A 20212-nucleotide genomic window follows, 5' to 3' on the forward strand; every position below is an offset into this window, starting at 1 on the left:
GTCAGCGAGACGCGGCGCAGGTCACAGGTCAGGTGTTCCGGTGTCAGGCGTTCCGGCTTCAGGCGTTCTTGGCGCGCGACGCGGTGCGGCCGCGCTGGTTCTGGTCCAGGACGACCTTGCGGATGCGCACGGCCTCCGGGGTGACCTCGACGCACTCGTCGTCGCGGCAGAACTCCAGGGACTGCTCCAGGGAGAGCTTCCGCGGCGGGACGATCGCCTCGAAGGAGTCGGCGGAGGCGGAGCGCATGTTGGTGAGCTTCTTCTCCTTCGTGATGTTCACGTCCATGTCGTCGGCGCGGGAGTTCTCGCCGACGATCATGCCCTCGTACACCTCGGTGCCGGGGTCGGTGAACAGGACGCCGCGCTCCTGGAGGTTCGTCATCGCGAAGGCGGTGACGGCGCCGGCGCGGTCGGCGACCAGCGAACCGTTGTTACGGGTCGTCAGCGTGCCGAACCACGGCTCGTGGCCCTCGTGGATCGAGTGGGCGATGCCCGTACCGCGGGTGTTGGTCAGGAACTCCGTACGGAAGCCGATGAGGCCACGGGACGGAACGACGAACTCCATGCGGACCCAGCCGGAGCCGTGGTTCGACATGTTGTCCATGCGGCCCTTGCGGATACCCATGAGCTGCGTGACGGCGCCCATGTGCTCCTCGGGCACGTCGACCGTGAGGCGCTCGACGGGCTCGTGGGTCTTGCCGTCGACCTGCTTGGTGACGACCTGCGGCTTGCCGATGGTGAGCTCGAAGCCCTCGCGGCGCATCTGCTCGACCAGGATGGCGAGCGCGAGCTCACCACGGCCCTGGACCTCCCAGGCGTCCGGGCGCTCGGTGTCGAGGACGCGCAGCGAGACGTTACCGATGAGCTCGCGGTCCAGCCGGTCCTTGACCTGGCGGGCGGTGACCTTGCGCTGCTTGACCGCGGACTTCGCGTCCGCGCCCTTGCCGGTGCCACCGCGGCCGACGAGCGGCGAGGTGTTCGTACCGATGGTCATGGAGATGGCCGGCTGGTCGACCGTGATCAGCGGCAGCGCGATCGGGTTCTCCGGGTCGGCCAGGGTCTCGCCGATCATGATGTCGGGGATACCGGCGACGGCGCAGATGTCACCGGGGCCCGCGACCTCGGCGGGCTTACGGGTGAGCGCCTCGGTCATCATCAGCTCGGTGATGCGGACGTTGGAGATCGTGCCGTCCCGCTTGATCCACGCGACCGTCTGGCCCTTGCGCAGCTCGCCCTGCTCGACACGGAGCAGCGCGATACGGCCGAGGAAGTTGTCGGCGTCGAGGTTGGTGACGTGGGCCTGGAGGGGCGCCGTCTCGTCGTACGACGGGGCCGGGACGTGCTCCAGGATCGTGGAGAAGAACGGCTCCAGGTTCTCGCTGTCCGCCGGGACGGTGCCGTCGGCGGGCTTGGTCAGCGAGGCGACGCCGTCACGGCCACAGGCGTAGACGATCGGGAACTCGATCTGGTCCTCGTCCGCGTCCAGGTCGAGGAAGAGGTCGTAGGTCTCGTTGACGACCTCGTCGATCCGGGAGTCCGGGCGGTCCGTCTTGTTGATGCAGAGGATGACGGGCAGGCGCTGCTGGAGGGCCTTGCGCAGCACGAAGCGGGTCTGCGGGAGCGGACCCTCGGAGGCGTCCACGAGGAGGACGACCGCGTCCACCATCGACAGACCGCGCTCGACCTCGCCACCGAAGTCGGCGTGGCCCGGGGTGTCGATGATGTTGATCGTGATCGGGGCCCCGCCGTCCTTGGGGTGATACTTCACCGCCGTGTTCTTGGCGAGGATCGTGATGCCCTTCTCACGCTCCAGGTCGTTCGAGTCCATCATGCGGTCGTCGAGGTGCTGGTGGGCGGCGAAGGCACCGGCCTGCTTGAGCATGGCGTCGACGATGGTCGTCTTGCCATGGTCGACGTGGGCGACGATGGCGACGTTACGGATGTCGTGGCGCGTGGGCATGGGTGCTTGCGCTTCTCTCGGATCGTGGGATGCGGCGTCAGTTCCTCTTACGCCCGCCGGGCGGACGCGCCACGGCTATGTCCTATGGTACGGGGCTGCCGCGCAAGGGGCTTCCCCGCCCGGATTCGAGAGGGTGTGGGGGGAGGCGTGGGGGGCCTCGGTGGTGGGGGGGGAGTGGGGGCACTGAGCGTGCGGAACAGGCCGGGTCAAGGGGCCGGACGTGATCCTGCCCGCCGGGGGCACCGGCGGGCAAGGAAATTGAGCGGCTTCTGAGGTTGCGACCTGCGGTTCTGGCTGATTCTCGCCGGTGTACTCCCGCTCTGTTCCTGGGGGTGCACCGGTCTGTTCGTCCTGCGTTTCGCTAATTGTTGGTGTTGCGCTCCGCGCCCTTCACCGTTTCCGGCTTCTTGAAGCCGATGTCCTGATAGCGCGGGGCCGCGAAGCCCCAGGCTCCCGCGTTCACGATCTCGGCCTTGGCCGCCACCAGCTGGGGGCGCTGATAGAGGGGAATCGATCCTGCGGCGGCCCAGATCCGGGCGTCGGCCTGGCGGACCAGGTCACGGGCCTCCTCCTCGTTGAGGGTGGCCACCGCCTGGTCGAACAGTTGATCGATACGGTCGGTGCCGACGCGGGCGTAGTTCTGCTCGACCAGGAGGGAGCCGTCCGAGGCCGGCTGGGGCTTGGCGAAGATCGGCCGGGCGTCGGTCGCGGGGAAGGCGGTCGCCGGCCAGGAGTAGAGGGCCAGGTCGTAGTCGCCGGAGGCGATGTGGTCCTTGAAGAAGCTCTCGTCGGCGACCTTGGTGATCTCGGTGCGGATGCCGACCTCGTCGAGCATCCGGACGATCTTGTCGCCGACCGCGCGGAGCGACTCCGAGCCGGGGCCCGAAGGCAGGACGAAGCGCAGGCTGAGCGGCTTGCCGTCCTTGCCGAGGGCCTGGGTGGCGGCCGCCGGCACGGCGGGGGCGGCGGTGCCGCGCGGGGCATAGGCCCCGGCGACGCCGGCGTCGGGGCGGGCCGGCCGCAGGGCCGCGCCCGGGGCCGGGGCGAGGACGTTGGTGCCGTTCTCGGGGCCGCCGGCGCCGATCACGGGCTCGCCGGCCTTGCCGGCGGGCTCGCCGGCCTTGCCGTCACCGCGGGGGGCCGTACCGCCGGGCTTGTCGTCGCCGACGATGTAGAGGCCCTCGTCGGAGGCGACGTCGGCGTCGGGCTTCTTGGCCTTGTCGGACGTCTTCTCGGTCTTCTCGGTCTTCTCAGTCTTCTCGGTCTTCTTCTCGGCGTCCGCCTTCTTCTCCGCGTCCGCCTTCTTCGGGTCCGCCTCGCTGCCCGCCTTCGTCCCGGCCGGCTTCTTCGCCGCGCCCCCCGGCACCCACCCGGCGTCCGCGAGCAGCGCCCGCGCCTCCTTGGTGTCCTGGGCGCCGAGCGCGTCACTGCTGTCCGCGTACGCCGCCTGCCCCGCGAGGGCCAGGTGGCTGCCCGGCGGCCTGGCGGGCAGCCCGAGCGGCTTGAGTACCGATTCGGCGAGTTCCTGGCGGTCGAGCGCCCGGGCCACCGCGCGGCGTACCCGCTCGTCGGAGAGCGGACCGGACTCGCCGTTCAGGGAGAGCTGGGTGTAGGCGGGCTCCAGCGACTTGCGGACCACGAACTTCCCGAGCGCCCGCTGCTCGTCCGCGTACCGCTCGATGGCCTGCTGGTTCTTCTCGCGGGCGGCCTGGACGATCTCCGCCTTCTCCTCGTCGGAGCCGTTCGCCAGCGCCCAGGACTTCAGGGCCGCGGAGGGGTTGATCGCGGCGCCGGGGCCGTGGGAGAGGGCCTGTGCGCCGCCCTGGCCGGACCGGGCGTCCCGTACCGCCAGGGCGATGCGGTCGGCGGCCGGCCCGTCGATCTCGGCGAGGTCGAGGTTGCCGTCGGCGAGCGCGGCGACGCGGTCGTCGCGCTCCACCGCCTTCAGGACGAGCTGGTCGAGCTTGGCCGGCTGGCCCCACCAGCGGGGGTTCCGGGCGAGGGTGACGGTGCCGGCCTTGGCGTCGGAGGCCTTGAGCAGGAACGGTCCTGCGGTCGACTTCAGCGCGGTGCGCGCGCCGTCGTTGAAGGAGGCCGGGGAGCCCATCACCTCCTTCGGGTAGAGGGGGGTGAAGAGCGACTGCCAGTCGGCGTACGGCTTGCCGAAGGTGACCCGCACCTCCAGGTCGTTCTTGCCGCGCTCGATCTTCTCGATCCGCTCGTAGCCGGAGTTGCGGGCGGTCCAGTACGCGGTGTCCCGGCCGCTCAGGGCCCGCCACTGGGCGACGAAGTCGGGGGCGCCGATCTCCCGGCCGTCGCTCCAGACCGCCTGCTGGTTGAGCTTGTAGAGGACGACCTGCTTCGGCTCCGTCTCGACCACCTGGGCGGACTCCAGATAGTCCGCGTTGCGCTGGGGCCGGCCGCGCTCGTCGAGGGTGTAGAGCGCGGGGAGGACGGCACCGGCGATGCGGGAGGTGGTGGCGTCGGCGTCGGCCTGGAAGGCGTTGAGCGTGGTGGGCATCGCGTCCACGGCCCAGTTCAGCGATCCGCCGTCCTTCACCCGGTCGCGCGCGGCGGGCGCGTGGTCGGGGGCGGCGGCCTGGGCCTCGTCGGCCGGGTCCGCGGAGCTGCATCCGGCGAGGACGGAGACGGCCAGCACGGCGCTGGTGAGCGTGGCGACGGAGCGGAGCGTGCGGGAGCGGGGGCTCCTGGAGCATGTCCTCCCGCGAGGGGCGCCGACCTGGGACATGACTTGTACCCCTTCGTCCAGTTTTATGGCATTTGGCGATGATCACACCTATTGCTCATACACTGAAAAGCACGGATCGGATCCGGCCACGGCGACACGGCGGCAGGACGGGACAAACCCACCCGTGCGGCCCAACCGCCGGGCGGCGCGGCTCTCCGGACGAGTGGAATCCCGTACACATGGCTTCACAAGCGGGATGTGACGCGCGACACTCTCCCCTCATCGCGTGTTCGCCACCCGCACTCGCGGAAGTGAGGGCAATCCATGTCCGTTCAGGACGATTTGGCGGCCGTCAAGCGCTGCCTCGAAGACCTGGTCCGCACGGTCGGACAGCTGGAACGCAGCATCGAAGCGGAGCGGGGCGGCCCCTCGGCGGCGCCACCCCCCAGCCGCCCGGAGAACCTCGTGACGATCCCCGACACCCCCTACGACAGCGGGCTGTGGACGGACGCGGACGACGAGGGCCTGGGAGCACGCGACCGGCACGCGCCTTAGGAGATCCCGGACCCAGGAGACCGATCTTGGCCACAGGAACCGAACCGCCGTCCACCGGAAGGGGGGTGCCCGCCACCGGCGTGCACTCCCCTTCCCGTGCGGCCATCGCGCCACGCCACCTGCGGACCGACCGCTGGTGGCTGGCGCCCGCCGTCACCGCCGCCGGGCTGCTCGCGTTCGTCGCGTACTCCACCTGGCGTGCCTTCGCCAACAGCGACTACTACGCGGCCCCCTACGTCTCGCCGTTCTACTCGCCCTGTCTGGCCGAGAACTGCGTCCCGATGAAGGGCGGCCCCAACTGGGAGATCTTCGGCAGCTGGTGGGGCCTCTCCCCCGCCCTGCTGATCCTGATCTTCCCGCTCGGCTTCCGGCTGACCTGTTACTACTACCGGAAGGCGTACTACCGGGGCTTCTGGGCCTCGCCGCCGGCCTGCGCGGTCGCCGAGCCGCATACGGCGTACACCGGCGAGACCCGCTTCCCGCTGATCCTGCAGAACATCCACCGGTACTTCTTCTACGCCGCGGTGCCGGTCGCCGCGATCCTCACGTACGACACCGTGCTGGCCTTCCGGGACTCGTCCTACGAATGGGGCCACGCGGGGCTTGGGACCGTGATCTTCCTGATCAACATCGTGCTGATCTGGGCGTACACCCTGTCCTGCCACTCCTGCCGGCACATCGTCGGCGGCCGGCTCAAGCACTTCTCCCGGCACCCGGTGCGCTACCGCATGTGGAGCCTGGTCGGACGGCTGAACACCCGTCACATGCTGCTCGCCTGGGCGTCGTTGATCTCCGTCGCGGTCTGCGACCTGTACGTGTACCTGCTCGCCACCGGCACCTTCGACGACCCGAGGATCTTCTGACATGACGCGAGTCGAGCGGCAGCAGTGGGACGTGGTCGTGGTCGGCGCGGGTGGCGCCGGGCTGCGGGCCGCGATCGAGGCGCGCGAGCGGGGCGCGCGGACGGCGGTGATCTGCAAGTCCCTGTTCGGCAAGGCTCACACGGTGATGGCCGAGGGCGGAATCGCCGCCTCCATGGCCAACGCAAACCCGCACGACAACTGGCAGGTCCACTTCCGCGACACCATGCGCGGCGGGAAGTTCCTCAACCAGTGGCGGATGGCCGAGCTGCACGCGCGCGAGGCGCCCGAGCGGGTCTGGGAGCTGGAGACCTGGGGCGCCCTCTTCGACCGTACGCCGGACGGCCGGATCTCCCAGCGCAACTTCGGCGGCCACGAGTACCCGCGCCTCGCGCACGTCGGCGACCGGACCGGCCTGGAGCTGATCCGTACGCTCCAGCAGAAGACGGTCGCCCTCCAGCAGGAGGATTTCCGGGAGAGCGGCGACTACGAGTCCCGGCTGAAGGTCTTCCAGGAGTGCACGGTCACCCAGGTCCTGCGGGACGACGCGGGGCGGGTCGCGGGGGTGTTCTGCTACGAGCGGGAGACCGGCCGCTTCTTCGTCCTGGAGGCGCCGGCCGTGGTCCTGGCGACCGGCGGGATCGGCAAGTCCTTCAAGGTGACGTCCAACTCCTGGGAGTACACGGGCGACGGGCACGCGCTCGCGCTGCTCGCGGGCGCGCCGCTGGTGAACATGGAGTTCGTGCAGTTCCATCCGACCGGGATGGTCTGGCCGCCGTCGGTGAAGGGGATCCTGGTCACCGAGTCGGTGCGCGGGGACGGCGGGGTGCTGCGCAACTCCGAGGGCAAGCGGTTCATGTTCGACTACGTGCCCGACGTCTTCAAGGAGAAGTACGCGCAGACGGAGGACGAGGGCGACCGCTGGTACGAGGACCCGGACAACAACCGGCGCCCGCCCGAACTGCTTCCGCGCGACGAGGTGGCGCGGGCCATCAACTCCGAGGTGAAGGCGGGGCGCGGCTCGCCGCACGGCGGGGTGTTCCTGGACGTGTCGACCCGGATGCCGGCCGAGGTGATCAAGCGGCGGCTTCCGTCGATGTACCACCAGTTCAAGGAGCTGGCGGACGTCGACATCACCGCCGAGGCGATGGAGGTCGGGCCGACCTGTCACTACGTGATGGGCGGCGTCGCGGTCGACTCGGACACGGCGGCGACGGTCGGGGTGCCGGGGCTCTTCGCCGCGGGCGAGGTCGCGGGCGGGATGCACGGCTCGAACCGGCTCGGCGGCAACTCGCTCTCCGACCTGCTGGTCTTCGGGCGGCGGGCCGGGTGGCACGCGGCGGAGTACGCGGCAGCCGCCTCGGTCGGGGGTGTCTCGGAGGCGGGCGTGGAGGCGGCTGCGGCCGAGGCGCTGGCTCCGTTCGGCGCGGCGGAGGAGTCGTCGGCGGAGAACCCGTACACCCTCCACCAGGAGCTCCAGCAGACGATGAACGACCTCGTCGGGATCATCCGGCGGGAGGGCGAGATGGCCGAGGCGCTGGAGCGGATCGCCGAGCTGCGGGTCCGGGCGCGGCGGGCCCGGGTGGAGGGCCACCGGCAGTTCAACCCGGGCTGGCACCTGGCGCTCGACCTGCGGAACATGCTGCTCGTGAGCGAGTGCGTGGCCCGCGCGGCGCTGGAGCGGACCGAGAGCCGGGGCGGGCACACCCGGGAGGACTACCCGTCGATGGAGCGGGAGTGGCGGCCGGTGAACCTGCTGTGCCACCCGGCGGACGACGGCATCACCCTCGAACGGACCCGTACCGAACCCATCCGTACGGACCTGCTCGCGCTGTTCGAGAAGGAGGAACTGGCCAAGTACCTCGCCGAGGAGGAGCTGTACGAGTGAGTACCTATGACGCGCACTTCAGGGTGTGGCGGGGCGACACCGACGGCGGGGACCTTACGGACTTCACGGTCGAGGTGCACGACGGCGAGGTCGTCCTCGACATCGTCCACCGGCTGCAGGCCACCCAGGCGCCGGATCTCGCGGTGCGCTGGAACTGCAAGGCCGGCAAGTGCGGTTCCTGCTCCGCCGAGATCAACGGGCGGCCGCGGCTGCTGTGCATGACCCGGATGTCGACCTTCGACCGTGCGGAGACGATCACGATCACCCCGCTGCGTGCCTTCCCCGTGGTGCGCGACCTGGTGACGGACGTGTCCTTCAACTACGCGAAGGCGCGGGAGATCCCGGCCTTCGTGCCACCGGAGGGGCTCGCTCCGGGCGAGTACCGGATGGCGCAGCTGGACGTCGAGCGCTCGCAGGAGTTCCGCAAGTGCATCGAGTGCTTCCTCTGCCAGGACACCTGCCATGTGGTCCGCGACCACGAGGAGAACAAGCCGGCGTTCGCCGGACCGCGCTTCCTGATGCGCGTCGCCGAGCTGGACATGCACCCCCTGGACGCGGCATCCGAGACCGGCCTCGACCGGAAGCGGACCGCGCAGGAGGACCACGGGCTCGGCTACTGCAACATCACGAAGTGCTGCACGGAGGTCTGCCCGGAGGACATCAAGATCACGGACAACGCGCTGATCCCGCTGAAGGAGCGCGTCGTGGACCGCTCGTACGACCCGCTGGTCTGGCTGGGCAACAAGATCCGGCGCCGCGGGGAGTAGGCGGGCCCGGTACGTGAGGGGCGCCACCGCTCCGCGCGGCGGGCCGGCTCAGTGCCAGCCTTCGCGGTACGCGTCCCAGTCCCCCTCCTCCGCCGCGAAGTCGACGTACAGCGCCACCCCGAACCGCTTCCGGTCGCGGTCCGTGCGCCCGAGCCCCAGCCGGGTGCCACGGACCGCGGCCGCCACGGTCTCGGCCGACTCGTGATGACCCCAGTCGTCCTCGTGGAAGAACGGCAGCCCCATCAGCAGGTCGGTGTCCTCGGGCGTGACCTCCAGGGCGAGGCTGGTCTGCTGGGCGACGTACCCGCCGTACATCCCCTCCAGCGGCATCCAGGTGTCGTACGACATGACGGCTATCTGGTCGACGCGGCGGGCGACCTGTCCGAAGAACTCCTGCGACCACCACTTCTCGCTGCCGCTGATCGCGCCGTTCGCCGAGTGCAGGGCGGGCAGCGGGTCGATCTGGTGGGCGGCCACGGAGAGCTGGGCGCCCCGCGACCGGGTCAGCTTCCGCAGCTCGTCGAGGAGGGACAGATAGTTCCGGTCGTCGGAGAGCAGGGGCTCCAGGTCGAAGTGGACCCCGTCGAACCCGGCGTCCAGGATCTGCCGGGCCGAGGCGACGACCGCCGCGCGGGACTCCGCCTTGTCCAGGCGCAGCCCGTCGGGCCCCTCGGTGGCCAGGACGTCCCCGAGCCACGCCTGCACCCGTATCCCGGGCATGGTCCGGTGCACGCCGTCGATCAGCCACTTCGCGCGGGGGTAACGGGCGGCGGGCAGGGTGCCGTCGTGCTCCAGCGGGCCCGCGTGCACGTACAGGTCCCGTATCCCCGTCCCCTTGATCCGCTCGGCGAAGGCGGCGAGATCCGCGTCCTTCTTCCGGCCGTCCACCCAGGCGTGCCCGAGCCAGACGGCGTCCTTGCCCCTGCTGAGCGTGCCGTCCCGCAGGTCACCCGTGTAGTTCAGCCGGAGCGCCAGCGCGGCGCCGGCCGGGGGCACGATCAGCAGCAGGGCGAGCACGAGCGCGACCCACCGGCCCCGCCGCCACCAGAGACGCATGCGCCCGTTCATCCGAACCCCCCAGATCCGTACCGATGTGATCACCACCGTAGCGGCGGCTACCGACAGTGACGCGAGCCTGTGGAGAATGGTTTCCGCGGGGACTTTCGCCCGACTTCCGCCCGACTTCCTTCCGGACAGCCGCCTGGGCTTCCGCCCGGACTACCGCCCGGTCGCGAGCGGACAGATGGGCACATAACCTCCCCCTTGTGACGCGAACAGCCACCCGAGCCCTTCTCGCGATGTTGGTGGCGGCGTGGTGGCTGGTCGTCCCGGCCGTTCACGGCGCCCGGGCCGACGACCCCGTCGTGCTCTCCCGCGACGGCCAGATCACCGACAAGGTGGACGCGCTCGCCGACCGCCGCGGCGCGGTCGTCCAGGCCCTCGACCGGCTCTACGACGACCGGCGGGTGCAGCTCTTCGTCGTCTACGTACGGGACTTCTCCGGTCGCGCGGCCCAGAGCTGGGCCGACGCCACGGCCGACCGCAACGGGCTCGGCGTCGACGACGTGCTGCTCGCGGTGGCCACGCACGACCGGCAGTACGGCTACTCGGCCGACCCCGACTCCCGGTTCACCTCCGCGCAGCTCGACGACGTCGCGCGGACCGCGATCGAGCCCGCGCTGCGGCAGAACGACTGGGCGGGCGCCGCGATCGGCGCGGCCGACGGCTACGGCGCCGTGCTCGCCGGACAGCCCGTGCCCACGCCCGCGATCACCCCGGGCCCCGCCGATCCCGGCGGCACGGCGGACGAGGGCACTTCGGGGAGCGACCTGATCCTCCCGGTCGTCCTCGTCGGCGGGGCGGGCGTCGTCGCCGCGTACGCCTTCACCAGACGCAAGCGCGGGACCGGCGCGGGCCGTGCCACGAAACCGCAGGCCGGGCAGGGCTGGGGCGCCCCGAAGGAACCCGCGCAGCCCTCGCTGACCGAGCTGGACGCGCAGGCCCGGCAGGAGCTGGTAGCCACCGACGACGCCGTCCGCACGAGCCAGGAGGAACTCGGCTTCGCGACGGCCCAGTTCGGCGATGAGGCGGTCCGGCCGTTCACCGCCGCCGTGGCGTTCGCGAAGGAGGAACTGACGGCCGCGTTCCGGCTGCGGCAGAAGCTCGACGACGCCTTCCCCGAGGACGACGCGACCCGCCGCTCGATGCTCGACGAGATCCTCCGGCGCTGCGCCGACGCCGGTGCCAGGCTCGACGCCGAGTCCGAGGACTTCGACCGGCTGCGGGCCCTGGAGCGCAACGCCCCCGAGGCGCTCGCCCGCGCCGAGGCCGCGTGCCACGAACAGACCGGACGGGTCGGTACGGCGGAGGCGACGCTGACCGCGATGCGGGAACGGTACGCCGAGTCGGCCGCCTCTCCCGTCGCCGGTGACGTCGAACAGGCCAAGGACCGGCTGGTGTTCGCCACCACCCACCTGGACCAGGCGCGGCAGGCCGTCGACGGCGGCGACAACGGCGCCGCCGCGGTCCACATCCGGGCCGCCGAAGGCGCCGTCGACCAGGCCACCCGGCTGAGCGAGGCCGTGGACCGGCGGGCGCAGGAACTGGCCACGGCCGTCGGCAAGCTCCCCACCGCGCTCTCCGAGACCGAGGCCGACCTCGCCGACGCCCACGGCCTGCTCCAAGGGCTCCAGGGCACCACCGAGGGCGGCTCCACCGCCGACCTCCAGGGCCGTATCGCCCGCGCGGAGTCGGTCGTCGCCGACGTACGGCGGACGGTCGACACGGGCCGCTACGACCCGCTCGACGCGCTGCGCCGGATCGAGGAGGCCGACGCGGCGCTCGACGAGGCGCTGGCGGGCGCACGGGAGCGCGAGTCGGGGACGCGGCGCGCCCGCGGGCTCCTGGAGCAGTCGATGCTGACGGCCGGTTCCGCGATCGGGGCGGCCGCCGACTACATCACGACCCATCGCGGCGCCGTGGGCAGCGAGGCCCGTACCCGGCTGGCCGAGGCGCAGCGGCGGCTGGAGAAGGCCAAGGCCCTCGCGGCCGCCGACGACCCGCAGGCCGGGCTCGCCGAGGCCCAGCAGGCGGACGCACTGGCCCGGCGCGCGCAGGACCTCGCCGAACAGGACGTCCGCACGTACGGAAACCCGAACGGCCTGGGCGGTGCGCCAGGGGCGGGCGGGGCCGGAGGGGGCAGCGGCGGGCTCGGCGGCGCGGTGCTCGGCGGCATCATCCTCGGCGGACTGTTCGGCGGAGGAAGGGGAGGCGGGGGCTTCGGCGGGGGTCTCGGTGGGGGCGGGTTCGGTGGGGGACCCGGCAGGTTCGGTGGTGGGGGAACCCGCGGCCGGCTGGGCGGCGGCGGCCGTTTCTGACCTTTCAGTCCCCTCGAACTAAGGAGAAGGACCATGAGCAAGCAGACCATCCTGGGCCGTGTCACCCAGCTGGCGAAGGCCAACATCAACGCCCTCCTCGACCAGGCCGAGGATCCGCAGAAGATGCTGGACCAGCTGATCCGCGACTACAGCAACAACATCTCGGAGGCCGAGCAGGCCGTGGCCACGACGATCGGCAATCTGCGGCTGATGGAGCAGGACCACCAGGAGGACGTGGCGGCGGCCAAGGAGTGGGGCGAGAAGGCGCTGGCCGCGAGCAAAAAGGGCGACACGCTACGGGCCGCCGGGCAGACGGCGGAGGCCGACCGGTTCGACAACCTCGCGAAGGTCGCCCTGGGGCGTCAGCTCCAGTCGGAGAAGGAGGCCACGACGGCGGAGCCGACGATCGCGGCGCAGACCGAGGTGGTGGAGAAGCTCAAGACGGGCCTGGACCAGATGAAGGGCAAGCTGGGCGAGCTCCAGGCGAAGCGCGACGAGCTGGTGGCCCGGGCCAAGTCGGCGCAGGCGCAGAACACGATGATGGACGCCGTGAAGAACATCGACGTACTGGACCCGACGAGCGAGCTGAGCCGCTTCGAGGACAAGGTCCGGCGCGAGGAGGCGAAGGCGATGGGCAAGCAGGAGTTGGCCGCCTCCTCGCTGGACGCCCAGTTCGAGCAGCTGGACGCGCTCGGCGACAGCGCGGAGATCGAGGCCCGGCTCGCCGCGCTCAAGGGGTAGCCGGGCAGCCCCTCTACCGGTGTAGCCCGTCTACCCGGGCAGCCCCTCTACCGGTGTAGCCCCTCCACCCGGGCAGCCCTTCTCCCAGAGGCACCGTCTACCCGTGTAGCGCGTCAGAACATGCTCAGCAGCTGCTCCACCGTCGGCTCCGCGGCTCCGTCGCCGTCCGGCAGGGGCAGTTCGAACCAGACGGTCTTGCCCCGGGGCGTGCGCCGCGAGCCCCAGGCCGCGCTGAGGAGTCCGACCAGCTGCAGTCCGCGCCCGCCCTCGTCGGTGTCCCGGGCGCGGCGGCGTCTCGGCTGGACCAGCCCCGCGTCCCAGACCTCGCACACCAGGGTGCGGTCGCGCAGCATACGGAGTCTGATCTCGCCCTCGCCGTAGCGCAGGGCGTTGGTGACAAGTTCGCTGACGAGCAGTTCGACGGTGTCCACGAGCGCGTCGAGGTCCCAGGCGGTGAGCTGGGCGCGGGCCAGTTCACGGGCCTTGCCGACCGACCGGGGTTCTCTCGGCAGCCGCCAGTCCCCCACCGCCTCGGACGGCAGTCCCTGGATACGGGCCATCAGGAGGGCGATGTCGTCCTCGCCGTGCCCGGTGTGGAGGGTGGTCAGCACGCGGTCGCAGACGTCTTCGAGGGGCAGGACCGTGTCGGTGAGCGCGCCGCGGAAGGCGGTCAGCCCCTCGTCGAGGGGATGGTCGCGGGACTCGACGAGGCCGTCGGTGTAGAGGGCCAGCAGGGAGCCCTCGGGCAGCTCGACCTCCACCTCCTCGAACGGCTCGCCGCCCACGCCGAGCGGCATCCCCGGGGGCACGTCGAGCAGCAGCGCCTTCTCGCCCGGTTCGACCATGACCGGCGGAAGGTGGCCGGCGTTGGCGAAGGTGCAGCGCCGGGTGACCGGGTCGTAGACGGCGTAGACGCAGGTGGCGAGGTAGACCTCGGAGAGTTCCGGTCCGCGGGCCTTGTGCGCACGGGCGCTCTGCTGGGCCCCCGCAGGGGAGCCGAGGCCGCGGGCGATCTCGTCCAGGTGGGAGAGGACCTCGGCGGGTTCGAGGTCGAGCTGGGCCAGGGTACGGACAGCGGTGCGCAGCTCGCCCATGGCGACGGCGGCGCGCAGACCGCGGCCCATGACGTCGCCGATCACCAGGGCGGTGCGGTGGCCGGGGAGTTCGATGACGTCGAACCAGTCGCCGCCGACCTCGGTGGCCGTGGTGCCGGGGAGGTAGCGGCAGGCGATGTCCAGGCCGGCGGCCTCCGGGTCACCGGGCGGGAGCAGGCTGCGCTGCAGGATCAGCGCCCGCTCGTGTTCGCGGCGGTAGAGCCGGGCGTTGTCGATGCAGACCGCCGCCCGGGCGGCCAGCTCGACGGCGAGGGCCCGGTCCCGCTCCCCGAAGGTCTCGCTGCCTTTGGTACGGGAGAACTGGACGAGGCCGACGACGGTGTCGTGGGCGACCATCGGCACGACGAGCGTGGAGTGCACGAGACCGCCGTCGGGGCCGGGCACCGTCCGTACGCGGCCGGTGCGGAGCGCTCCGGCGCAGGGCGAGTTGAAGGGGTAGCGGTGGACGGCGCCGACCTCGACGGGGCCGGTGCCGCAACAGTCGCCGCTCGTGTCGGCGCCGGCGGCGCCTGCGGCGCCTTCCGGGCCGAGGAGCGGGGTGTCGGAGACGGCGCTGGCGAAGGCGACCCGGCGGAGTTCGGCGCTGCCCGCCCCGTAGCCGACGTCGTGGGAGCTCCCCCACCGTCCGGGCGGGGCCTCGTCCCCGGTCAGCAGGCCCTGGTAGAGGTCGACGGAGGCGAGGTCGCAGAACCCGGGGACGGCCACGTCGAGCAGCTCGCGCGCGGTGGCCTCCAGATCGAGGGAGTTGCCGATCCGGGCGCCCGCCTCGTTGAGGAGGGCGAGGTTACGGCGGGCACTGGCCGCCTCGCGGGCCGCGCTGTGGCGGCGGGTCACGTCGATGCCCAGGCCGGCGACGCCGACGGGCCGGCCGGTGCCGCTGTGCACGCGGTAGAGGTTGATCGACCAGTGGCGCCGGTCGGTGGAGCCGGGCGGGGCGCCGACGATCTGCAGCTCGGTGACGGCCTCGCCGGTCTCAAGGACCCGCTGGAGCGCGGCGGTCATCCGGTCGGCCTCGGTCCGCGAGAGGTAGTCGTGGACGGTACGGCCCCGGTGGTCGTCGGCCGAGCCGCCGAAGACCGCGGCGAAGCGCTGGTTGGCCCGTTTCACCGTGAGGTCGGTGCCGAAGAGGAGAAACCCGAAGGGGGATTGGCCGAAAATCGCCTGCGAAGCGGCGAGGTCGGTCTCTATGTGCCGAAGGGCCCGGACGTCCACGACGATGCAGAGCGCGGCCCGTTCCCCGCTCTCGGTCTGGCTCGGCATGACGTACATCTCGGCGATTCCGTCGCGCCGGTGCTGACCGGGAACCTGCCCCGGTATCCGGAACGGGACCAGGCCGGTCCACTCCTTGCCGTCGAGGATCTCCGCGACCCGGCGACGACCGCGTTCTCGCAGGTCGGCGGGCATGAAGGCCTCGACCGGGTCCTTGCCGATCGCGTCGTCGGCGGGCACGCCGAAGAGGTCGACGGCTCGCCTGCTCCACTGGTCGACGAGCCCGTCGGGCCCTATCGAGAAGGAGGCGACCCGGATGTAGTCATAGATCGAGCCGGGCGGGCTGCTCTGCCACACGACGCCGCTCGCCGTCTCAGGTATCTCGCTCACGCGACCGTCCCCTCCAGCTCACCGCACCGGACCGGCCATGCCCGCAGTATTCAGCACTACGGCCCCCGACGGCACGACGTTCACGATCACAGGGTGGTCTCGTTCATTTCCGGCCGAGACCGTGGTGATCGTTGTCCCTCCCCTCTCTTAACCCGGCAGGGCCAGCTCGAACCACACTGTCTTGCCCGTTCTGCCCTTACGGGTGCCCCAGCGGCGCGCGGAACAGGCCACGAGCTGAAGACCGCGCCCGCCCTCGTCGTCGGGCCCGGCGGGGCGTTCGGTGGGTGGATCCGGAAGGGGATCGGAGACTTCCACCAGGAGGCCGGGGCGGTGGGCGGTGTCGTCCTCCTCGGGCTGGAGGTGGACGAGCCGGACGCCGATCGGGCCGGAGGCGTAGCGCAGGGAGTTGGTCACCAGCTCGCTCACCAGCAGGATCGTGACATCACCGACCGCCGTGTCGATCTGCCAGGTCCGGAGCGTGTCGCGCACCGCGTGACGTGCCGTGCGCACGGCGTTGGCCTCCGCCGGGAAATTCCACTCGACGCAGTCGCCTTCGGTGTCGATCACGCCCGATCACTTCCCCAGCCCATCACCAGAAGGAAGGCCCACGTCCTTTTTCGGGGGGTTAATCAGCACATACCCGATATTCGGGGCGGGATATCGCGGCGATCGGCCCAGTGGGCGCACGGTGGCACGAACGGCGTAGAACCGCAGCCGCACGCTCCGTCGGAGCGGGGTGGGATGTCGGCGCGTGCGACACCGGCGGACGCGGCGCCGACGGGCGCGGTCTCGGCGGGTGCGGTCTCGGCGGCTGCGGTCTCGACGGGCGCGACGCCGACGGGGCGCGGTGCCGACGGGGCGCGGTGCCGACGGGTGCGACGTCGACGGGGCGCGGTGCCGACGGGTGCGACGTCGACGGGGCGCGGTGCCGGACGGCCCAGTGGTCTACGGCCAGCGCAGGCCGGCCTCCGCGACGGCCGGGCGGTCCTGGTCGAGCCAGTCGACGGAGTCCAGTTCGTGGCGCGCCAGCCAGCGCAGCTCGTCGTGGTCCTCCAGCGGGCGGGGCTCACCGGAGACCAGCCGGGCGGTCCACACCTGGAGGACGTAACCGGGCTTCAGCGGCCACTCGCCGGGGATGCGCTCGCCGGGCTCGGTCTCCACGCCGAGCTCCTCGCGCAACTCGCGGACCAGTGCCTCCTCGGGGCTCTCCCCCGGCTCCAGCTTGCCGCCGGGCAGTTCCCAGCGGCCGGCGAGCTCGGCGGGGGCGCTGCGGCGCGCGGCCAGCAGACGCCCCCGGTCGTACAGGGCTCCGGCGACCACGACCACGTGGTCGGCCACGTGGTCGGACGTGCTCTCTGTCATGGGCCGGAGCGTAACCCGCGCGGGTCGGAGCGCGGGCCGGTGCGGGTCAGACCGCCGGCTGACCGATGCGCTCCACGCAGTACAGCTGCTTGTGCCCCCGATCGTCGAGGCTGTCGGCCACCTGCTGGGCCTCGTCCCTCGTCGCGTACCGCCCGACCCGATAGCGGTTGCCGTTGTCGTCCTGCCGTATGACCAGCCAGGGCAGGACAGGGCCGCTGTCGGTCATCGGGCTTCTCCCTCCGCCGGTCCGGTCGTCTCTAAGGATCTCCCTGAAATGGCAATCCGCATATGCCCGACCTTACGCCTGACCTTTACACAGCGGATGCGGGTTTTTACAAAGAGGTACGAATCCGGCCGGGAACCGACGGAGGGAGGCCGAAGATCAGGCCCTGGGGGGCATTCCGGGCGGCCTGATCAGGCCCTGGGGGCCGGTCCGGCGGCCTGCGGGACGGTCGGTACGGGCATCAGGACCGGACCGGCGGCCTCGGGATCCTTGCGGCAGACGTCGCCGCACTCCGCGTCCAGGGAGCAGCACAGCGAGCAGATCGGCCCGGACCGGACCGGGCAGTCGGCGATGTCCGGCAGCTCGTAGGCCGTCTCGCAGACCGCGCAGTCATGGGTCGCCGTGATGTCCGGTACGTCGGCGCCGGGGCCGGTCACCGGGTTCGGGCGGGCCAGGTAGTAGCGGCCCTTGGTCGCCCAGGCGATGAGCGGGCAGAGGACCAGGGCGAGACCGGCGGCGATGAAGGTGGAGAAGGCCTGCGCGTACGTACCGAAGAGACCGAAGAAGGCGAGGATCGAGACGGTCGAGGCGATCACCATGGCGCCGAAGCCGGCCGGGTTCACGGCGTAGAGGTAGGCGCGCTTGAACTCGATGTAGGGCGGGCTCCAGCCGGCCCGCTTGTTGATGACGAGGTCGGCGGCGACGGCGGCGATCCAGGCGATGCCGACATTGGAGTAGAAGCCGAGCAGCTTGCCCAGGACCGCGAACATGTTCATCTCCATCAGCGTCAGCGCGATGGCGAGGTTGAGGAAGATGTACCAGACCCGGCCGGGGTGCCGGTGGGTGACGCGGGAGAAGAAGTTCGACCAGGACAGCGAGCCGCTGTAGGCGTTGGTCACGTTGATCTTGATCTGCGAGACGATCACGAAGACGGCCGCCGCGGGCAGGGCGAAGGTGCCGAGCCAGGGCTTGAGCGCCTCGATCTGCGGGGCGATCGGCTCCAGGGCGTGGGTCTTGCCGACGACCGCCAGGGCGACGAAGGCGAGGAAGGCGCCGCCGAGCTGCTTGGCCGCACCGATGATCACCCAGCCGGGTCCGGCGGCGAGCACGGCGAGGTTCCAGCGCCGCTTGTTCGCCTCGGTCTTCGCGGGCATGAAGCGCAGATAGTCCGCCTGTTCGCCGATCTGGGCGATGAGCGAGAGCGCGACGCCCGTGCCGAGACCGAAGCCGATCCATGAGAAGCCCGAACCGGCCCCTTCCGTACCGCCGAAGGAGGCGAAGGCGCCCCAGGCGTCCGGCGCCTCGAAGGCGAGCACGAGGAACGGCAGCACCATGCCGATGATCCAGATCGGCTGGGTCCAGGCCTGCACCTTGGCGAGGGCGCCCATGCCCCGGAAGACGATCGGGATCACGATCAGGGTCGTGACCAGATAGCCGATCTCGACCGGCAGACCGACGGCCTGGTGCATGGCCTGGGCCATGATCGAGCCTTCGAGCGCGAAGAAGATGAAGGTGAAGGAGGCGTAGATGAGGGAGGTGAGGGTGGAGCCGAAGTAGCCGAAGCCGGCGCCCCGGGTCACCAGGTCCATGTCCAGGCCGTACGTCGCGCAGGCGCGGGCGATGGGGATGCCGGTGAGGAAGATGATCGCGGCGGCGGTAAGGATCGAGGCGAGGCCGCTCGTGAAGCCGTAGGTGAAGACGATCGATGCGCCGATGGCGAAGTCGGCGAGATAGGCGATGCCGCCGAGCGCGGTGCCGGCCACCATCGAGGGGGACCAGCGCCGGAAGGCGTGCGGCGCGTAGCGCAGCGAGTAGTCCTCGCGGCTCTCGTCGGCGGCCAGCTTGGCGTAACTGCGGCGGGGCGGCGGGGCGGCCGCCGGGGTCTCGGCTGGGGTGACCGTGTCCGTCATGAGGGTTCCTGTCGTCCGACCTGTATGCGGGTACGGACGAGGAAGCTAGGAGCCGGTCGTGTCGGGGCGGGTCAGGGCTCGGTTGCCTCGCGGTTACGGGAGTTGACGCCTCGTAAACTCCCGGAAACGCCGCTCGGGCACCCCTGTCCGCCCAGCGGTCGCCGCGTCCCGATCGCCGCGTCCCAGTCACTGCGTCTCGGTCACTGCGTCTCGGTCACCGCCTCCCCCGGCCGCCGTGTCGCCGATCGCCGCGTCCCCGGTCGGCCCCGCAGCCGCCCCGGGCGCGGCCTCGACGCTCACCGCGGCTCCGACGCTCAGCGCGGCCTCGACGCTCAGCGCGGCCCCGACGCTCACCGCGGCGCCTGGAGCTCAGCGCACCGGCAGGTGGTAGGCGATGCGGTAGCGGTCGGCCGGGACCACGACGTCGGCCGTCTCCACCGCGAGCCCCGACGCGTAGTACGTCCGCTCCACGACCATCACCACGTGCCCCGGGACGCCGCCCAGCGCGAGGAGCTCCTCCGCGAGCCCCGGGCGGGCGCCGACCTCCTCCAGCACGTTGTCCACGACCACGTCGATCGCCGCCATCCGCTCGACGACCCCGCAGCCGCCCAGCGGCCCCTCCTCGGGCAGCATCACGGGCGTCCGCCCCGTCACCGCGAGGGGCTCCCAGGAGGTGGAGAGCATCATGGGCTCGCCCGCGTCCCGGTACACGTACCGCGTGCGCATCACCCGCTCCCCCGGCTCGATGCCGAGCCGGACGGCCACGGAGGCGCTCGCGTGCTCCTGCTCGCTGCTGGACTCCCATGTGCCGCGCGCCCCGTCGGCCGCCTGCTCCTGCCGGAAGGGGCTGGCGCCGGACGGCGGGCGGTATCCGGAGCGGGCGATCCGGCGCGGCACCGGCCGCTCCCGGACGTACGTCCCCGAACCCGAGCGGCCCTCGACGAGCCCCTCGGCCATCAGCACCTTGCGGGCCTCAAGGGCCACGGTGTCCGAGACGCCGTACTCCTCGCGGATGCGTGCCTGGGAGGGGAGACGGGTATGCGGCGGAAGCGAGCCGTTGGCGATCTTCTTCCGGAGATCGCTCGCCACGCGCAAATAGGCCGGCTGCTCACCGAACGTCACTGGACACTCCCCTCAGGTTGACGGACAGCTACAGAGTGACAACC

Annotated in this window: 16 protein-coding genes; 6 read left to right on the plus strand and 10 right to left on the minus strand. The window is 71.5% G+C overall.

Annotation, left to right across the window (positions count from 1 at the left end; translation table 11 throughout):
- Positions 1-58: 58 nt before the first annotated feature.
- The gene (gene typA / locus Q5762_RS08395; RefSeq protein WP_315891357.1) at positions 59-1960 is read right to left on the minus strand and encodes a translational GTPase TypA; all 1902 of its coding nucleotides are present in this window, start codon (positions 1958-1960) and stop codon (positions 59-61) included.
- 361 nt (positions 1961-2321) lie between these two features.
- The gene (locus Q5762_RS08400) at positions 2322-4709 is read right to left on the minus strand and encodes an ABC transporter family substrate-binding protein (protein ID WP_315891358.1); all 2388 of its coding nucleotides are present in this window, start codon (positions 4707-4709) and stop codon (positions 2322-2324) included.
- A 264-nt stretch (positions 4710-4973) separates the two neighbouring features.
- Between Q5762_RS08400 and Q5762_RS08405 the strand changes: the two genes are divergently transcribed.
- Genes Q5762_RS08405 through Q5762_RS08420 form a run of 4 tightly spaced genes read left to right on the plus strand, consistent with a single transcriptional unit; the run spans position 4974 to position 8719 of the window.
- Complete coding sequence (locus tag Q5762_RS08405) at positions 4974-5204, plus strand: hypothetical protein (protein ID WP_315891359.1); 231 nt, start codon at positions 4974-4976, stop codon at positions 5202-5204.
- Positions 5205-5230: 26 nt separating this feature from the next.
- Positions 5231-6067, plus strand: coding sequence for a hypothetical protein (locus Q5762_RS08410; RefSeq protein ID WP_315891360.1), 837 nt, complete (start codon positions 5231-5233; stop codon positions 6065-6067).
- Position 6068: 1 nt separating this feature from the next.
- Positions 6069-7952, plus strand: a complete 1884-nt coding sequence (locus tag Q5762_RS08415; protein ID WP_315891361.1) for a fumarate reductase/succinate dehydrogenase flavoprotein subunit — start codon at positions 6069-6071, stop codon at positions 7950-7952.
- Positions 7949-8719, plus strand: coding sequence for a succinate dehydrogenase/fumarate reductase iron-sulfur subunit (locus Q5762_RS08420; protein WP_315891362.1), 771 nt, complete (start codon positions 7949-7951; stop codon positions 8717-8719). Before Q5762_RS08415 ends, Q5762_RS08420 begins: the two co-directional genes overlap by 4 nt.
- A 48-nt stretch (positions 8720-8767) precedes the next feature.
- Here Q5762_RS08420 and Q5762_RS08425 read toward each other — a convergent pair whose 3' ends face one another.
- The gene (locus Q5762_RS08425) at positions 8768-9787 is read right to left on the minus strand and encodes a hypothetical protein (protein ID WP_399494700.1); all 1020 of its coding nucleotides are present in this window, start codon (positions 9785-9787) and stop codon (positions 8768-8770) included.
- Positions 9788-10017: 230 nt separating this feature from the next.
- Between Q5762_RS08425 and Q5762_RS08430 the strand changes: the two genes are divergently transcribed.
- Together Q5762_RS08430 and Q5762_RS08435 are read left to right on the plus strand one after the other, a co-directional pair.
- Positions 10018-12096 (plus strand): TPM domain-containing protein, encoded by a 2079-nt coding sequence (locus tag Q5762_RS08430; protein WP_315891514.1) that lies wholly within the window; start codon positions 10018-10020, stop codon positions 12094-12096.
- A 33-nt stretch (positions 12097-12129) separates the two neighbouring features.
- A complete protein-coding gene (locus tag Q5762_RS08435) occupies positions 12130-12837 on the plus strand; it encodes a PspA/IM30 family protein (protein WP_315891364.1) in 708 nt (235 codons plus the stop codon).
- A 113-nt stretch (positions 12838-12950) separates the two neighbouring features.
- Here Q5762_RS08435 and Q5762_RS08440 read toward each other — a convergent pair whose 3' ends face one another.
- The 7 genes from Q5762_RS08440 to Q5762_RS08470 all read right to left on the minus strand — a co-directional run bounded on the left by Q5762_RS08440 (position 12951) and on the right by Q5762_RS08470 (position 20168).
- Positions 12951-15551 (minus strand): SpoIIE family protein phosphatase, encoded by a 2601-nt coding sequence (locus Q5762_RS08440; RefSeq protein ID WP_315891365.1) that lies wholly within the window; start codon positions 15549-15551, stop codon positions 12951-12953.
- A 147-nt stretch (positions 15552-15698) separates the two neighbouring features.
- On the minus strand, positions 15699-16118 hold the full coding sequence (locus tag Q5762_RS08445) for an ATP-binding protein (RefSeq protein ID WP_315891366.1): 420 nt from the start codon (positions 16116-16118) through the stop codon (positions 15699-15701).
- Positions 16119-16496: 378 nt separating this feature from the next.
- Positions 16497-16913 (minus strand): (deoxy)nucleoside triphosphate pyrophosphohydrolase, encoded by a 417-nt coding sequence (locus tag Q5762_RS08450; RefSeq protein WP_315891367.1) that lies wholly within the window; start codon positions 16911-16913, stop codon positions 16497-16499.
- 46 nt (positions 16914-16959) lie between these two features.
- A complete protein-coding gene (locus Q5762_RS08455) occupies positions 16960-17139 on the minus strand; it encodes an SPOR domain-containing protein (protein ID WP_315891368.1) in 180 nt (59 codons plus the stop codon).
- A gap of 188 nt (positions 17140-17327) precedes the next feature.
- Positions 17328-19046: a hypothetical protein gene (locus Q5762_RS08460; protein ID WP_315891369.1), complete on the minus strand. Its 1719-nt coding sequence runs from the start codon at positions 19044-19046 to the stop codon at positions 17328-17330.
- A gap of 186 nt (positions 19047-19232) precedes the next feature.
- Positions 19233-19400, minus strand: coding sequence for a hypothetical protein (locus Q5762_RS08465; RefSeq protein ID WP_315891370.1), 168 nt, complete (start codon positions 19398-19400; stop codon positions 19233-19235).
- Positions 19401-19415: 15 nt separating this feature from the next.
- On the minus strand, positions 19416-20168 hold the full coding sequence (locus Q5762_RS08470; protein ID WP_315891371.1) for a GntR family transcriptional regulator: 753 nt from the start codon (positions 20166-20168) through the stop codon (positions 19416-19418).
- Positions 20169-20212: the final 44 nt, after the last annotated feature.

The sequence above is a fragment of the Streptomyces sp. P9(2023) genome, assembly GCF_032436795.1.
GTDB lineage: Bacteria > Actinomycetota > Actinomycetes > Streptomycetales > Streptomycetaceae > Streptomyces.

Bases quoted from the DNA above. Each gene is read 5' to 3' on its own strand.
- Q5762_RS08450 (WP_315891367.1), bottom strand. From the start codon at position 16,913: ATGACAGAGAGCACGTCCGACCACGTGGCCGACCACGTGGTCGTGGTC.
- Q5762_RS08400 (WP_315891358.1), bottom strand. From the start codon at position 4,709: ATGTCCCAGGTCGGCGCCCCTCGCGGGAGGACATGCTCCAGGAGCCCC.
- Q5762_RS08415 (WP_315891361.1), top strand. From the start codon at position 6,069: ATGACGCGAGTCGAGCGGCAGCAGTGGGACGTGGTCGTGGTCGGCGCG.
- Q5762_RS08430 (WP_315891514.1), top strand. From the start codon at position 10,018: ATGTTGGTGGCGGCGTGGTGGCTGGTCGTCCCGGCCGTTCACGGCGCC.
- Q5762_RS08405 (WP_315891359.1), top strand. From the start codon at position 4,974: ATGTCCGTTCAGGACGATTTGGCGGCCGTCAAGCGCTGCCTCGAAGAC.
- Q5762_RS08460 (WP_315891369.1), bottom strand. From the start codon at position 19,046: ATGACGGACACGGTCACCCCAGCCGAGACCCCGGCGGCCGCCCCGCCG.
- Q5762_RS08435 (WP_315891364.1), top strand. From the start codon at position 12,130: ATGAGCAAGCAGACCATCCTGGGCCGTGTCACCCAGCTGGCGAAGGCC.
- Q5762_RS08425 (WP_399494700.1), bottom strand. From the start codon at position 9,787: ATGAACGGGCGCATGCGTCTCTGGTGGCGGCGGGGCCGGTGGGTCGCG.
- Q5762_RS08455 (WP_315891368.1), bottom strand. From the start codon at position 17,139: ATGACCGACAGCGGCCCTGTCCTGCCCTGGCTGGTCATACGGCAGGAC.
- typA (WP_315891357.1), bottom strand. From the start codon at position 1,960: ATGCCCACGCGCCACGACATCCGTAACGTCGCCATCGTCGCCCACGTC.